Genomic DNA, 14,124 nt, shown 5'->3' with positions numbered 1-14,124 from the left:
TGTTTATGTTTATGTTTATGTTTATGTTTATGTTTATGTTTATGTTTATGTTTATGTTTATGTTTATGTTTATGTTTTGCTTTTATCTCTTTGGCCTATGCTCTAAATTCTGCTACCAACAAATCGAGCGAAAGCGTTTGTATTCAGGAGATTCCGTGGAACCCGGAAGCGGAGCGTACTCGTGTACGTGATGACTGAAAGTAGGGAGGGAGTAGTTTCCCCGACCATGCGAGAAGTTAAGCGAAACTGCTCTTGTGTAGCAGAACCGTAGAGATGTACCGCATCCTTGTTCTAAAAAACTTGAAGGACCGCCTATTCGCAGTGCTCATAGGCATATTGGAGCTGTAACTCACTCTGTTTCGAACAGCCCCAACAATGCGAGCGCTTCTCGCCGATTTACACCACATATCATCTATTCCTCAATAAATGAATCATGTACCCTCTTCCAAAATGGGAAGGAGCGGAAGCGTGCGAACATTACTTTTTGTTGGGCGACGTCGTAACGGATCTCACGGACGTCGCGGTGTAGGATACTCAAATGATCCATCGATACTTGGAAATCTTTATCGTTTACCGGCTTCAATGTCACCGAATGATGTTTTGGTAAAATAAGTGGCGAACCGATCGTTCGGTACACGCGGTTATTAATCGACGCCATCTCGGTTAGCTGCATCGCTTCAATCGATGGATGCATCAACGCACCACCAAGCGCTTTATTGTAAGCTGTTGTCCCTGATGGTGTCGACATACACAAGCCATCCCCTCGAAAACGCTCAAAATGGGCGTCGTTAATCGCAACATCGACAACAAACGGGCCACCTGAACTTTTGATCGTGGATTCGTTCAAGGCTAGGTAAATTTTCTCCTTATTTCCACCGTATTTAATCGTCGTTTTTAAAAGCGGATACGCTGCTGTATCGTATTTCCCTTCCACAATAGCGAAAACCAATTTTTCCGCCTCAGATGGACGCCAATCCGCATAAAAACCTAAATGGCCTGTGTGGATGCCGACGAATGTTACTTTGTCTAATCGGTGTTGATAATCATGAAAAGCCGCTAGTAAGGTGCCATCTCCACCGATAGAAATCACAATCTCCGGCTCGGATTCGTCATATACCATATCAAAATCATCGAAATAGCCAATCATTTTGAGCCGTAACAGATTGGATTTTTCATCCCCTCTAGAAGTGACTGCATACTTCATCATTACTTCTCCCCTATCCTAGTGTGCACGCAAACGCCACCACGATAACCTAATTCTTCGGCAATGTATGGTGGTTCGCATTCTTGTCTTTTGGCACTTCTTTATTTTTGGTAAAGTACACTTGCGCTTCCTGTACTTCCTCACGAATCTCGCTCATTTCTTCATCTAAACGAAAGGCCGCTTCAGCCGCGCGTTTCAGCCGAATGTTGATCTCCTCAGGAAATTCTCCTTGATATTTATAGTTCAATGAGTGCTCAATCGTCGCCCAAAAATTCATCGCCAACGTCCGGATTTGAATCTCAGCTAAGATTTTCCGCTCCCCTTGCACCGTCTCAACCGGATACTCGATCACCACATGGTACGAACGGTAGCCGCTTGGTTTTTTATTCGTAATGTAATCGCGCTCTTCAATAATTCGGAAATCGTTGCGTTGACGCAGAAGCGACACGACCACATTAATATCGTCTACAAACTGGCACATCATCCGAAGTCCCGCAATATCCTGCATTTCTTCAACGAGTCTGTCCAGCGGAATGTCCTTCTTATTCGCCTTATCTAAAATACTCGAAACTGGCTTCACACGGCCGGTCACAAACTCAATCGGCGAATGGTTATTTGCAAGCTGAAATTGCGAACGCATCCCTTTTAATTTAATTTTCAGTTCTTCCACTGCTTGTTTATATGGCGCTAAAAAATCTTCCCAATGATTCAAAACACTCACCTCATATGTCGATTTTCATTATGTGATAAACTTGCTCGCCTTCTATTTTAGCATATTCGCACGCCTTTCTCTCCTATTTACAACTATCTTTTTTGATTTCATTTATTCTGCCTTCTTATGTTAAAATGAATGAATATACAATTCAAGGAGGAAAACGATGATGAAAACAGCAGAAATTCTTGCATTACTCGAAAATGGACAGTATCAAGATGCCAAAGAATCCGCCAAAACTGCCTTACTATCAGAGCCAGAAAATGCCCTCTTAAACTACTATGCCGCTTGGAGTTGCGATGGTTTAAGCGATGAAACCGAAGCTATTTCCTACTATGAAAAAGCACTCGCATTCGGGCTTCCAGAAAACGACTTAGCCGATCTTTACATTGGTCTTGGCAGCACCTACCGCGCCATTGGAAATTATGAAAAAGCCAGCGAAACTTTTCAAAAAGCTCGCGTCGCCTTCCCAGAAAACCAAGCAATTACCGTTTTCGCAAGCATGGCCCTATACAACGAGCAAAATTACAAAGAAGCAATGCAGCTCGCTATCAAAATTATCGGCGAAACATCGAATGATCCAACCATTATTGCGTACAAAAAAGCGATTATCAACTACTCAGAAGACTTAGATGCCGTCTGGGATTAATTAAAAGGAGGGCTTGCCCATGAGTCAGGAATTAGAAATTGAATTCAAAAATATGTTAACTGCAAGCGAATATGATTTATTAATTAACGAATTCCGTTTGGAGGAATCTGATTTCTTCACGCAAACGAATTATTATTTTGACACCGCCGATTTTCAGTTGAAAGCACGTTTAGCCGCTTTAAGAATTCGAAAACGGGAATTACATTACGAACTCACCTTAAAAACACCCGAACAAATCGGTTTACTCGAAACCACACAAGTCCTAGCAAAAGAGCAAGTCACAGCGATTCTAGACGGCGCTAATATCCCGGTTGGGCAAGTTCGTGACGCACTACATACGCTTGGCATTGACCACCAAGAACTTGCCATGTTTGGTTCCTTAACGACCACCCGCGCTGAAAAAGACTACAAAAAAGGACTGCTCGTTTTCGATAAAAGTTTCTATGGCGACACACATGATTTCGAGTTAGAATACGAAGTCGCTGATTTTGAAAAAGGAAAACTGGTTTTTAATCGCTTTTTAGAGAGCCGACAAATCCCACAGCGTCCGACAAAGAATAAAATATTACGTTTTTATGAAGCTATTTATAGAGATAAATGAAGTCTTGCTACGCCTTGATGTTAGCGCACTCATCGAAACACAGATAAATAAGCATTCACATAAAATGTTACAGTTTCGTCAAATTTAGGTAAGGAAGTTTTATATTTTTGATTGCAATCATTTGTTAATTTGCTCTTCCACTGCTAAAATATAGTTATGGTAGCATGAATGTGTTATGACATGTCTAGCAAATGCCTCTTAGAAAAATGGAACCATTCGCATATACTTTGTCTAATCAAAAGAGAGATTAGAATCTGAAAAACAGGTGATAGCAATGATAAACCAAAATCTATATCTTCAATCGGTCTGTAATAGCAAGCCTATTGAGATTTATCTATTTTTCGACCCGGCTTGTACGGATTGCTGGAACATGGAACATACTATACGGAGGTTGCAGATGGAATATGGCAACTACTTTAAGTTGCGCTATGTCCTGCATAATAACCTACAAACGGTGATGAATCGACAGAAGCGAAATGCCTGTACGATTCCCCAACCCGAAATGGCACATATGTCCTACATTTCCTGTTTAGCGGTGAAAGCCGCCGAACTCCAAGGAAAGAAACAAGGCATTGATTTCTTGCGCAAACTCCAAGAATCCCATTTCATCGACGAAAAAGATATTTCTGAATCGAGCGTTCTATATGAAACCGCCAAAATAGTTGGCCTTGATTTGATGGAGTTCAAAAGTGATCTGCAATCGAACCTCGCCAAACGAGCCTATATTGGTGATCAAAAAGTAGCGCACGAGATGGAAATTGATGAGAATCCAACTGTTGTCTTTTTCAATCGAAATATTGAAGATGAGGGCTTGAAGATTAGCGGACTTCATCGTTATGATGTCTACGTGCACATTCTTTCCGAGTTACTCAATCATTTCCCAGAACCAAAAGAAACGCCAACGCTTGAAGAGTACATGGAAGAAGTCCAGATTTCTACAACAAAAGAGATAGCGAATTTGTATGCTTTGCCTGAGAAACAAGTAGAATGGCAAATGAAGAAATGGCGTTTGCAGCAAAAAGTCACGATGGTGGACTCTAAAGATGGTCAAACCCTTTGGAAATATGTCGCTCTATAGTTAGTCATTTGATGAGCTGTTCTTTATTGGAACAGCTTTTTTCTACGCCCAAAACTCTAATCAAACTTTCACCAAAATAATGTTAGAATTTCATGCATGTGCTTTATTATAGAGAATGTAAAGCAAGGACAGCAATTAGTTTTACCCCCCTTTTTCTAATTGTGGTGTCCCTTCACAAACTCCTTTTTTCGACCAGCCTCCCCTAGCTGGTCGTTTTTTTGTTGTACAATATAATGCAGGATTTCTTTGTAATTTTATATATGTAAAAACGATAAAAAGCTGAGGCATAAAGTAATCACCCGAATACTTCATGTCTCAGCTTCTCCCTAGCTTGACTTTGATATTTCACCCAAAAATTGACACAGAGCCAAAAAAAGACTAAAAACTAGCCGTCAGTTTACATGACAATAGCTAATTCTTAGTCTTTTTATCAGTGCTTACATATGTTCCAAACGTTCAATTCTGCTCGCAATTGGTGGATGTGAATCGAACATCCCAGCTTTCTCTTTCTTCTTCTTTTCACCTTTTGACGGCGTCGTGAAGTAGATAGATTCAGATGCTGCACTCGGCTGTTTCATCTTCGTCGTGTCGCCACCAATTTTGCGCAGGGCATCGGCTAAACCAGTCGGATTCCGTGTTAACTCAATCGCTGTTGCATCCGCTAAGTACTCACGGTTACGGCTAAGTGCGAACTGAATCGCTGTCGCAATAATTGGCGCCAAGATAACGAAAACGAGGGCTACGATGTAGATAATCGCTTGAGCACCACCGCCACCATTATTGTCATTACTTTTGCGGTTGTTATTCCCGCCGGTGATACTACCCCAAAAGAGCATCCGCATCGCTAAATCGGACAAAATCGCAACAACTGCCACAAGCGCGATTGCAATCGTAGAAAGTCGAATATCGTAGTTACGAATATGCGCTACCTCATGCGCGATAACACCTTCGAGCTCATAGCGTTCCAATTTGTTAAGCAACCCCCGCGTCACAGCAACCGCGCCCTTTTCAGGTGAAATCCCTGTTGCAAAAGCGTTCGGACTTGGATCTTCCACAATGTATACTTTTGGCATTGGAATTCCTGCTACCATCGCCATACTTTCTACTGTATCCCAAAGCACTGGTTCTTGGTCTTTGGATGTGACTTCCTTCGCCCGGTTCATCGTCATAACGACTTTCGAACTTGAAAAAATCATAATCGCGATATAAATAGCACCAATCACAGCCGCCAAAATCAGACCGTTCAAGTAATTATTGTAAACCAAAATCCCAATGGCGCAACCGACCAACATCACAAAAATGAAGAATCCTAAAACAATGAACACTGTCTTACGCTTATTAGCCGCTATTTGTTCAAATAACATGGCGCATTCTTCCTTTCAGTGTTTTAGAATTGTACTTTTGGAACTACTTTTTCTTCCTCAGGTGTTGCAAGCATGTCGCGTTTTGTGAACCCGCCCATTTTGGCAACGATGTTAGAAGGTACTGATTCAATTTTTGTGTTATATGTCATGACTGTTGTGTTATAAAGTTGGCGTGAATAAGCCACTTTGTTTTCTGTTGTCGCTAGTTCGTGTTGTAATTCGATAAATGACGTGTTCGCTTTTAAATCTGGGTAAGACTCAGCCAAAGCAAATACAGATTTCAGCGCACCAGTCAGCATGTTGTCTGCTTCCATTTGTTCGCTACGACCGTCTGCTGGAGCTTGTGTCATCATATTACGAGCTTCCACGACTTGCGCCAATGTTTCTTTCTCATGTGCCGCATAGCCTTTCACCGTTTCAATTAAATTCGGAATTAAGTCAAAGCGACGTTTCAGTTGCACATCGATTTGCGCCCATGTTTCTTCTACTCTGTTGCGATATTTAACAAGGCTGTTATACAGTCCGAAATAAATTAAGACAAGTATGACAACAACCGCGATAGCAATAATCCATCCTATCATGTTCAAACAACTCCTTTTCTGGTTTGTTTCCATTATAGCACGTTTTTTAATTTATTTATGCTCTGGCGCGTTTTTTAGCTACCCGTTCTTCTTTTTTCTTGCGCATAAAATAAAATTCTTCTACAGGATGCTCTACCGTCATTTTCACCGTCATCATCGCATTAGGTGCACGCTCAATCGACTCGCCCTGCTCGTTCCAAAGGTCCTTCACGACTTGTTTGAAACCAACTTCACCCGGACCGTAAAATTCAATTTCTTCGCCAATCCCAAAATTATTTCGCTGTTGTAGCGTCGCGATTTTTGTCGCTGGGTCGTAATCCAATACCTGTGCTGCAAACGCGTATTGCGGAATTTTGCGCGTTTTACCGAATAGTTGCTCGTCTTCGGTCGGTTCTTGATAGAAGAAACCTGTTGACAATTCGCGCTGTGCCACTTTCCAAAGTTCCGCCTCCCACGCTGGATCAAATACGAAATTATCTGGATCCGCGCAATACGCATCCACGACTTTACGGTACACACTAGCCACAGTCGAAACGTAATGAATCGACTTCATGCGGCCTTCAATTTTCAGACTATCCACACCTGCTTCGACCATATCTGGAATGAAGCGAATCATTGATAAATCCACCGCGCTCATCGAAAACGGCTCTTCGTCCTCATCCACAAGGTTACGCGGCACGCCATTATCAATTTCAAAAAGGTCATATTTCCAACGACAACTTTGCGCACAGCCACCACGATTCGCGTCCCGATTTGCCATATGATTCGACAACGTACAGCGTCCAGAATACGAGATACACATCGCGCCATGAATGAACGCCTCCATCTCAACATCCGTATTTTGACCGATTTCCTGAATCTCACTCATGCTCACTTCACGCGCTAAAACCACGCGCTCCAAGCCCTGCTGCTTCCAGAATTCAAGCGTCTTGTAGTTCGTCGCCGAAGCCTGCGTCGACAAATGCACAGGAAGTCCCGGCGCATCCGCAAAACAAATACTAATCAGCGCTGGGTCCGACACGATGACCGCGTCAATCCCGATATCACGCAATGTCCGGAAAAACTCGCCAGCACCTTCCGTGTCACCGTCATGCGCCACCATATTCGCTGCCACATACACCTTCGCGTCACGCGCATGCGCAAACGCCACACCTTCTTGCATCTCCTCATACGAGAAATTCCCCGCACGCGAACGAAGCCCGAAAGCCTGCCCACCAATATATACAGCGTCCGCACCGTAGCGAATCGCAATTTTCAACTTTTCAAGATTACCCGCCGGCGCTAAAACTTCCGGCTTTTTCAATATTTTTCTTCCAGTCATTGTCATGCCCTCCTCATTTTACCTCATCTGGTTGTTTCAAAAAGAATCCTGTTCCAAGCGTCCGCGTCTCCGGCTGTAATTTCGCTAAACGGTTCACAAAAGTTTCCGCCACAAAATCACCCGCCTCAAGTGCCTCTTTCGCCTTCACAAATAGCGCCACAATCGCGACAAAATCCTCGCCCGGCAACAAAACACCATCCAGCTTCCAAGTCCTCAGTCCCGCGTTATACACACGTTCCAAATAAGGCATCAACGACAAATCCTCCGTTGAAAAAATATGCGTCCCATTCTCGTCCTCATAAATCGGTAACTGGCTGTCCGCGTCATTCGGTTCACGCAAATAAAGCCCGCGATCCTTCGACGTATCATCTTTTATCTCTACAATGTTTTGGTAATTTGTCACGAGTTTCCGCTTCGATTGGTGAATACACGTCGGGCCATACACCTGCACCTCAATTGGCACATCCATTTTCGCCGTAATCGCTTCAAGTTCAATCAACGTCAACTCACGAGCCATGACAGCCCCAACTGCCCCCTGTTTCACCCAAAAATCGACCTGTTCCGCGCTCGTCACAAACGTCTGCGCATCATAAATAAACGGTAAATCAAGCGCCATTTCATGCAACATAAAAACAACACCTGGGTCCCCTACAGTAATGGCGTCGACTTTCATGCTAGCTATTTCACGTAAATAAGCAGGTAAATCCTTCAAATGCTCATTATGCATGAGCGCATTCACGGCCACTAAGACCTTTTTCCCTGCTTCGTGCGCTTTGTTAGTAATTTCACTAATATCGGCGAGCGTCAGTGATTGCGGCATGCGCAGTCCAAATCGACTTCCTCCGACGTATAGCGTGTCTACCCCCGCGCCCAACAACAATTCAGCTTGCAAAACCGACTCTGCCGTGGCAATAATATTCATGTTTTATCTCTCCTTTGATCTGTTTAAAATGTACTTACATAGAGTAACATAGATACAGCAAGGCATCAAGCGTATTTTAGAACAAAAAAAGAACTTACCCCAAATGGAGATAAGTCCTCTATTCCTGTTCCTCTTCACGTTCAATTCGTTCCATTCGCAAAAGTCGCATCATTGGTCGGTAATTTTGGCTGACGAGTCCTAATACCTCAACGAAAAACTCCACAATCACGAGTAGTACCAAGATAAGTAGGAACGATCCCCAGAATGTCGACATCGTGAAAATAAGGGCGAACAGCGAGAATAGTGCCGATATCGCGTAAATCAAAATCACCGTTTGTCGATGTGTGAAACCGAGCTTCATTAAACTATGATGCAAATGCGATTTATCCGCCATCGCGATTGGTGTCCGGTGCACAATTCGTCTAATAATCGCCAATATCGTATCGAAAATTGGTACGCCGAGAATAAGTACAGGGACAATCAACGAAATAAACGTGACGTTTTTGAAACCCATCAACGAAAGAATTGCGATGATATATCCTAAAAACAGCGCGCCCGTGTCACCCATGAAAATTTTAGCAGGGTAGAAATTATATGGTAGAAATCCGAGCGTGGAAGCTGCAAGCACTGCCGTAATCATGATAACTAGTGGATCGCCCATCACAAAAGCCATCCCCATAATCGTTAACAAGGCAATCGTCGAAACACCAGCGGCCAGTCCGTCCAGCCCATCAATCAAATTAATCGCGTTCGTAATCGCCACAATCCACAGAATCGTTAGCGGAATCGATAGGTAACCAAAGTACACCTCACCACCAAATGGCAAATTAATAAACGTAATGTTAATGCCACCCCAGAAAACAATAATCCCCGCCGCGAGAAGCTGACCAATCAGCTTATACCGCGCCTTTAATTCTAAAATGTCGTCCAAGATACCAGTCAGTGCGATCACACTTGCCCCAATAATAAGCGGCCATAATAGCGTTCTATCGATGGGTAATAAGAACATTCCGATCAGAAAGGCGATGAAAATAGCCACCCCACCCAGGCTCGGTATCGGTACTATATTAATCCTTCTTTTATCTGGTTTATCCGTAATATCAAATTTAAGTACAATTCGTCTCACCACAGGAGTTAACAGCAGCGAGGCCAAAAAACATATTAAAATAACTGTCAACATAATTCCTCGTGCTCCCTCTTGCAAAATTTATGTACAGACTCTTACTTCTACAAGTATACCCACAATCCTGAAAAAAAACAATGAAAACCCATAAACGCATTTGCACATACGTGTTTTCTAATCAAAAACTAATGGAATTATCAGTGACTTATTTGTCAGTATGTAGTAAAATAGGAAGTGACAGAAATTACACTAGAGAGGTTGAGACGCAAATGCGCGCTGAAAAACGCACAGCTACAAAAAAGAAGAAACGTACAGGACTTAAGATTTTCCTATGGTCTGTTTTGGGTATATTTTTAATTCTAGGAGGCATCGTTGGTTATGCCGTGTTCCAAACAAAGTCAACTATGGATACAATTCACACGCCCGTTGCAGGTGCTGCAAACCCTGTGAAATTGGACGGTAACACTCCGTTTTCAGTCCTTATTTTAGGTGTTGATGAACGTGAAGGTGATGTTGGACGTTCCGATACAACAATGGTTGCGACTGTGAACGGTACCACGAACAAAGCACAGATGTTGAGTATCCCTCGTGATACACGTACCGAAATTATCGGACATGATTCTACAAACAAAATCAATGCTGCCTACGCTTATGGTGGCGTAAAAATGGCTGAAGATACAGTAACTAACTTTTTAAATGATATTCCGATTAACTACTATATCAAAATGAACATGGAAGGCCTCAAAGATCTAGTTGATGCTGTTGGTGGCGTTGAAGTTTATAACGACATGGACATTAGCCTCAAAGATAAAGAGTTCAAAAAAGGTAATGTAAAATTAAACGGTACCGATGCCTTAGCCTACACACGTATTCGTAAAACAGATGCGCGCGGTGACTTTGGTCGTCAAATGCGTCAACAAGAAGTTATCCAAGCCGTTGTTGAGAAGATTGCAACAACCCAAACACTATGGAACTTCGATGAGATTCTTTCTGCAGTTGGTAAGAACATGCAAACCGATTTAACCATGACAGACATTACACGTATCACCAAAAACTATCTTTCTGCACGTAAAAATGTAGAAAATATGACGGTTGCTGGTGATGGTGGTAAGGTGGACGGCATTTGGTATTACAATGTATCGGATGCAGAACGTCAGAAATTACACGATTCTTTAGCGAAAAACTTAGAGTTGAAATAAAGATGAAAAAGAAGCTCCCGCGTGATTGGGAGCTTCTTTTTCTGTATCAAGGGTTATCTCCTGCCATGGTTTGACGCTTTTTTTGCCAGACTTTATAGGCGTTTGTTAGGCTAAAATAGTTTGCTTGATGTATTGCCAGGACGAGTACAAAACCAGTCGCAAGTTGCAATGGATAAATATAAATCATATCTGCCAACCAATAGTTGATCCCCATGAAAATTCCGGCGATCAGAGCTGGCAATGTCAGTATTCCTGTGATCAAGCCAAGCCCAACAAGGAGTTCCCCCCACGGAATCAAAATGTTAAATAGGCCTGTATTTGGCGCCACAACATTTTCCATGAATGCTTTGTACCAGTCTGGGGAATCCGTATTGGCGAGCACACTTGGAACGAGACCTGAAATATCAAAGTTGGCTTGCATTTTGAACCAACCTTCATGAAACCAGCTAACACCTAGAGCTATTCGGATAAGTGAGAATAAGACATTCGCGCTTTGTTTAAGAATACGCATCTGATTCAACTCCTTAACTGTTTAACGGCGCTTGACCAAATGCCTCATGCGCTTTTTCACAGTAGATCACGACTGTATTGTAATCCGCTGTTTCCACGCCTGCCAACGAGAAGTTTTGCTCCGCCGCTTTTAGATCGATTTTTGAGATTTCTTTCCCGGTTTTAATATCGCCATCCTTCGTTAAATACACATGCAAATCTGGGCCTTCATCGGTTTTGAAGTTCATCAATTTCAAATCGTCACCGTCAATTGTTGCTGTACCGCTCACTTTATGTTGACCAACGCCTGCAAAATTACCCGTCATCATCGCCATCGCTGTATCGTCCATTTTATCTGATAGTGCACCTTTACCGAATACTTCGTGGGCTTTTTCGCAATAAATCATGACTGTGTCGTATTTCGTGAGATCTTTATCCGATACATCAAATGTTTGGCTCATTTCTTTGAGGTCTATTTTGCTTACTTCCACACCATCCTTCACATCATTGCCTTTTGCTAAGTACACATGCAAGTCTGGGCCTTCATCTGTCACAAAATCAGTCAGCATCAGTTTGTTGTCCTTGATTGTAGCTTTCCCACTGACTTTATGCGCGCCTTCCCCGCTCAATGTGGCCATCATCGATACTTTCTGATTCGCCTTCATCATGCTGTCTTTTTTGTCCGTCATCGCTGACTTCGTATCGTCCATTTTGTCATCTTTGCTTGATGAATCCGCGCCTCCACATGCCGCCAATACCAATGTCGAGCCAAGTGCTACTGTTAAAATTGCTGTTTTTATTTTCATCATTTTTACCCCTCTTCGTTATTATTTTCTACTCTCTTATCATAACAACGAAAGATATGGTAACGTTTACGCAATTCTTAGGTATTTCTTATTTTTTTCACAATCAGGGGTAAAATAATCATAAATGCGTATAAAGCGATCGCTGTGTAAAATTGCCAATCGAGATGACCGAGTGAAGAACCGAGGAAATTCAGAGTAAATGCGCCTGGAATAATGCCAAGATAGGTTGCTGCGGCGTAATCACGCATGCGAATCGAGCTGAGCCCCATCGAATAATTGATACTGTCAAAAGGGAAAAGTGGGATGAGTCGCAAATAGAGTACGACTAAAAAACCATTTTCACCGATTTTATGATCGAATTTCTCTAATTTCTTCCCCTGGATCAGACGTTCAATTTTGTCTTTCCCAAGTTTACGGGCAATCCAGAAAGCGAGAAGTGCTCCTGTTCCAGCGCCGATAACGTCTAGAATCGTGCCTTGCACCGCGCCAAATGTGTAGCCACCAAAAAGTGTGAGTGGTGTTGCGGGAAATAGGACGAGCGGGCGCAGAATATAAGTGATTACGTAGAGAATTTTGCCCCAAATACCCATATCGCGAACGACTTGACTAAGTTCCGCCACGTTGAAACTATCGATAATTCCGAGTTTGTAAATGATGAGAACGCCTGTGAGCACGAAGGCAACAAATAAAATAATACCGCGCCATTCTTTCCAAAATTTCTTCATGATAACCCCCTCCATTTTATGATTTTGCGGATCAGTCGTTGTAATATTGGTTTTTCGAGCTTTTCAGTGAGTAGTTGATCAGATAGGTTTTTTAGGATTTCTGATTTTGTTGGGTATGGGTAGATTGGTTTGGATAGGTCTGTGAGTTTTGCGTTTTTAGATTTTAGTAGCGCGATTTGTTGCATGACTGTTGAAATATCTGTACCAATTGCCTCCGCGTGAACGATTTTTGCTTTGTTGTCGATGCCGATTTTGACGAGTGCTTCTGGTTCATTGTCGGTTTTGAAACGATCGATGCTGGCGCCTGATGCGGATAGGATTCGAGTGGCTTGTTGCGTCGCGCTCAACTGATAAATTTCAGGTTTTGTGTAGATGACCGATGCGAGTGTGTCATAATTTATTTTGCTGAAATTGCCAAATGCGATATTCGTGAGAGCGGTTCTGGCCTCGACACCTCCTGCATGTGTGAGGCTGGGGCTTTTGATGACGTCTCCGATAGCATAAATATGTGGTGCTGTTGTTTGAAGATAATGATTGGTGCTGATTTTCGCGTCGTAGGTGACACCAGCTCGTTCTAGTTGTAATCTGTCAATATTCGCGATTTGTCCAGCCGCAAAAAGTATTTTTTCAACGGCTAGCGTTTTTTCTACCCCTGATTCTGTGATTTTAAGCCTGATTTCATCTTTATTCAGGCGTGTGACTTCGTTTAGCGTACTATCTAGGTGGATAGCCAGATCGAGTTTTTGCAAAGCGATATCCGCAATATCACGGCTGAAATGTTTTAAAAATTCAGTATTATGATCAAAAATCGTTATTTCAACGCCCAGATTTTGCAGTGCCTGTCCAAGTTCGAGACCGACTGGGCCTGCACCAATGATTGCCATTTCGCGTGGAAGTTTTGCCATCTGGAATAGCGTCTCATTTGTTTCATACATCGATGCATCCAGACCTGCCACGTCTGGAACCTTTGGACGCGAACCGGTTGCGATGACAAATTTTTTCGCGCTGAGTTGTTGATCTCCGACTTCTATCTGATGTGCGTCCAGAAACCGCGCTTTTCCAATGTAAACCGTCGCGCCAATATCCTCAAAACGCGGAACACTGTCGTGTACTTGAATCTCCGCAATCACGTCCCTTATTTTCGCCTGAATTTCCGTCCAGTTCGTCGTCTCCTGCGCCATATGTAGCAGCGTTTTCGAAGGAACACAGCCAAAATGAAGACAATCTCCGCCCATATTTGCGTCTGTATTAACCACCGCGACATCAACGTCAAGTCGCGCCAAGCCAGCCGTAGCATAGAGCCCCGCCGCGCCGCCACCAATCACAATCACCTGATGATGCTTTTTCATC

Annotated in this window: 16 protein-coding genes; 4 read left to right on the top strand and 12 right to left on the bottom strand. The window is 42.9% G+C overall.

Annotation, left to right across the window (positions count from 1 at the left end):
• Positions 1–412: 412 nt before the first annotated feature.
• On the bottom strand, positions 413–1,204 hold the full coding sequence (locus HCJ66_RS14860; protein WP_181675312.1) for an NAD kinase: 792 nt from the start codon (positions 1,202–1,204) through the stop codon (positions 413–415).
• 49 nt (positions 1,205–1,253) lie between these two features.
• A complete protein-coding gene (gene yjbM, locus HCJ66_RS14855; RefSeq protein ID WP_187133845.1) occupies positions 1,254–1,916 on the bottom strand; it encodes a GTP diphosphokinase in 663 nt (220 codons plus the stop codon).
• 166 nt (positions 1,917–2,082) lie between these two features.
• Between yjbM and HCJ66_RS14850 the strand changes: the two genes are divergently transcribed.
• From HCJ66_RS14850 to yjbH, 3 genes are all read left to right on the top strand, one after another.
• Positions 2,083–2,565 (top strand): tetratricopeptide repeat protein, encoded by a 483-nt coding sequence (locus HCJ66_RS14850; RefSeq protein WP_187133844.1) that lies wholly within the window; start codon positions 2,083–2,085, stop codon positions 2,563–2,565.
• A 19-nt stretch (positions 2,566–2,584) separates the two neighbouring features.
• Complete coding sequence (locus tag HCJ66_RS14845; protein WP_187133843.1) at positions 2,585–3,166, top strand: CYTH domain-containing protein; 582 nt, start codon at positions 2,585–2,587, stop codon at positions 3,164–3,166.
• A gap of 274 nt (positions 3,167–3,440) precedes the next feature.
• Entirely contained in the window at positions 3,441–4,244 is an 804-nt protein-coding gene (yjbH, locus tag HCJ66_RS14840) for a protease adaptor protein YjbH (RefSeq protein WP_187133842.1), read from the top strand.
• A gap of 141 nt (positions 4,245–4,385) precedes the next feature.
• Here the strand turns inward: yjbH and HCJ66_RS14835 are convergent, their stop codons facing one another.
• The 6 genes from HCJ66_RS14835 to HCJ66_RS14810 form a co-directional block, all read right to left on the bottom strand.
• On the bottom strand, positions 4,386–4,556 hold the full coding sequence (locus HCJ66_RS14835; RefSeq protein ID WP_187133841.1) for a hypothetical protein: 171 nt from the start codon (positions 4,554–4,556) through the stop codon (positions 4,386–4,388).
• Positions 4,557–4,681: 125 nt separating this feature from the next.
• Positions 4,682–5,608, bottom strand: a complete 927-nt coding sequence (htpX, locus tag HCJ66_RS14830; protein ID WP_187133840.1) for a zinc metalloprotease HtpX — start codon at positions 5,606–5,608, stop codon at positions 4,682–4,684.
• Positions 5,609–5,631: 23 nt separating this feature from the next.
• On the bottom strand, positions 5,632–6,189 hold the full coding sequence (locus tag HCJ66_RS14825) for a LemA family protein (RefSeq protein WP_181677219.1): 558 nt from the start codon (positions 6,187–6,189) through the stop codon (positions 5,632–5,634).
• Positions 6,190–6,244: 55 nt separating this feature from the next.
• Positions 6,245–7,510: a peptidase U32 family protein gene (locus HCJ66_RS14820; RefSeq protein WP_187133839.1), complete on the bottom strand. Its 1,266-nt coding sequence runs from the start codon at positions 7,508–7,510 to the stop codon at positions 6,245–6,247.
• A gap of 13 nt (positions 7,511–7,523) precedes the next feature.
• Positions 7,524–8,432, bottom strand: a complete 909-nt coding sequence (locus tag HCJ66_RS14815) for a peptidase U32 family protein (protein WP_187133838.1) — start codon at positions 8,430–8,432, stop codon at positions 7,524–7,526.
• A gap of 118 nt (positions 8,433–8,550) precedes the next feature.
• Positions 8,551–9,612, bottom strand: a complete 1,062-nt coding sequence (locus tag HCJ66_RS14810; RefSeq protein WP_222717529.1) for a glycosyltransferase family 4 protein — start codon at positions 9,610–9,612, stop codon at positions 8,551–8,553.
• 212 nt (positions 9,613–9,824) lie between these two features.
• Here HCJ66_RS14810 and HCJ66_RS14805 point away from each other — a divergent pair, with 212 nt between their 5' ends.
• Positions 9,825–10,754, top strand: a complete 930-nt coding sequence (locus tag HCJ66_RS14805) for an LCP family glycopolymer transferase (RefSeq protein WP_187133837.1) — start codon at positions 9,825–9,827, stop codon at positions 10,752–10,754.
• Positions 10,755–10,800: 46 nt separating this feature from the next.
• Here HCJ66_RS14805 and HCJ66_RS14800 read toward each other — a convergent pair whose 3' ends face one another.
• From HCJ66_RS14800 to HCJ66_RS14785, 4 genes are all read right to left on the bottom strand, one after another.
• The gene (locus tag HCJ66_RS14800; protein WP_187133836.1) at positions 10,801–11,265 is read right to left on the bottom strand and encodes a DoxX family protein; all 465 of its coding nucleotides are present in this window, start codon (positions 11,263–11,265) and stop codon (positions 10,801–10,803) included.
• A 13-nt stretch (positions 11,266–11,278) separates the two neighbouring features.
• Positions 11,279–12,052, bottom strand: a complete 774-nt coding sequence (locus tag HCJ66_RS14795; protein WP_246438713.1) for a DM13 domain-containing protein — start codon at positions 12,050–12,052, stop codon at positions 11,279–11,281.
• Positions 12,053–12,126: 74 nt separating this feature from the next.
• Positions 12,127–12,774 carry a TVP38/TMEM64 family protein gene (locus tag HCJ66_RS14790; protein ID WP_187133835.1) on the bottom strand — a complete coding sequence of 216 codons (648 nt, stop codon included), beginning with the start codon at positions 12,772–12,774 and terminating at the stop codon, positions 12,127–12,129.
• Positions 12,771–14,123 carry a dihydrolipoyl dehydrogenase family protein gene (locus tag HCJ66_RS14785; RefSeq protein ID WP_187133834.1) on the bottom strand — a complete coding sequence of 451 codons (1,353 nt, stop codon included), beginning with the start codon at positions 14,121–14,123 and terminating at the stop codon, positions 12,771–12,773. The genes HCJ66_RS14790 and HCJ66_RS14785 overlap by 4 nt, the downstream gene beginning before the upstream one ends.
• Position 14,124: the final 1 nt, after the last annotated feature.

The sequence above is a fragment of the Paenilisteria portnoyi genome (genome assembly GCF_014322795.1).
Classification (GTDB): Bacteria; Bacillota; Bacilli; order Lactobacillales; family Listeriaceae; genus Listeria_A; species Listeria_A portnoyi.
The sequence above is the reverse complement of the archived record's forward strand: the minus strand, read 5'-3'. Positions and strand labels throughout refer to the sequence as shown.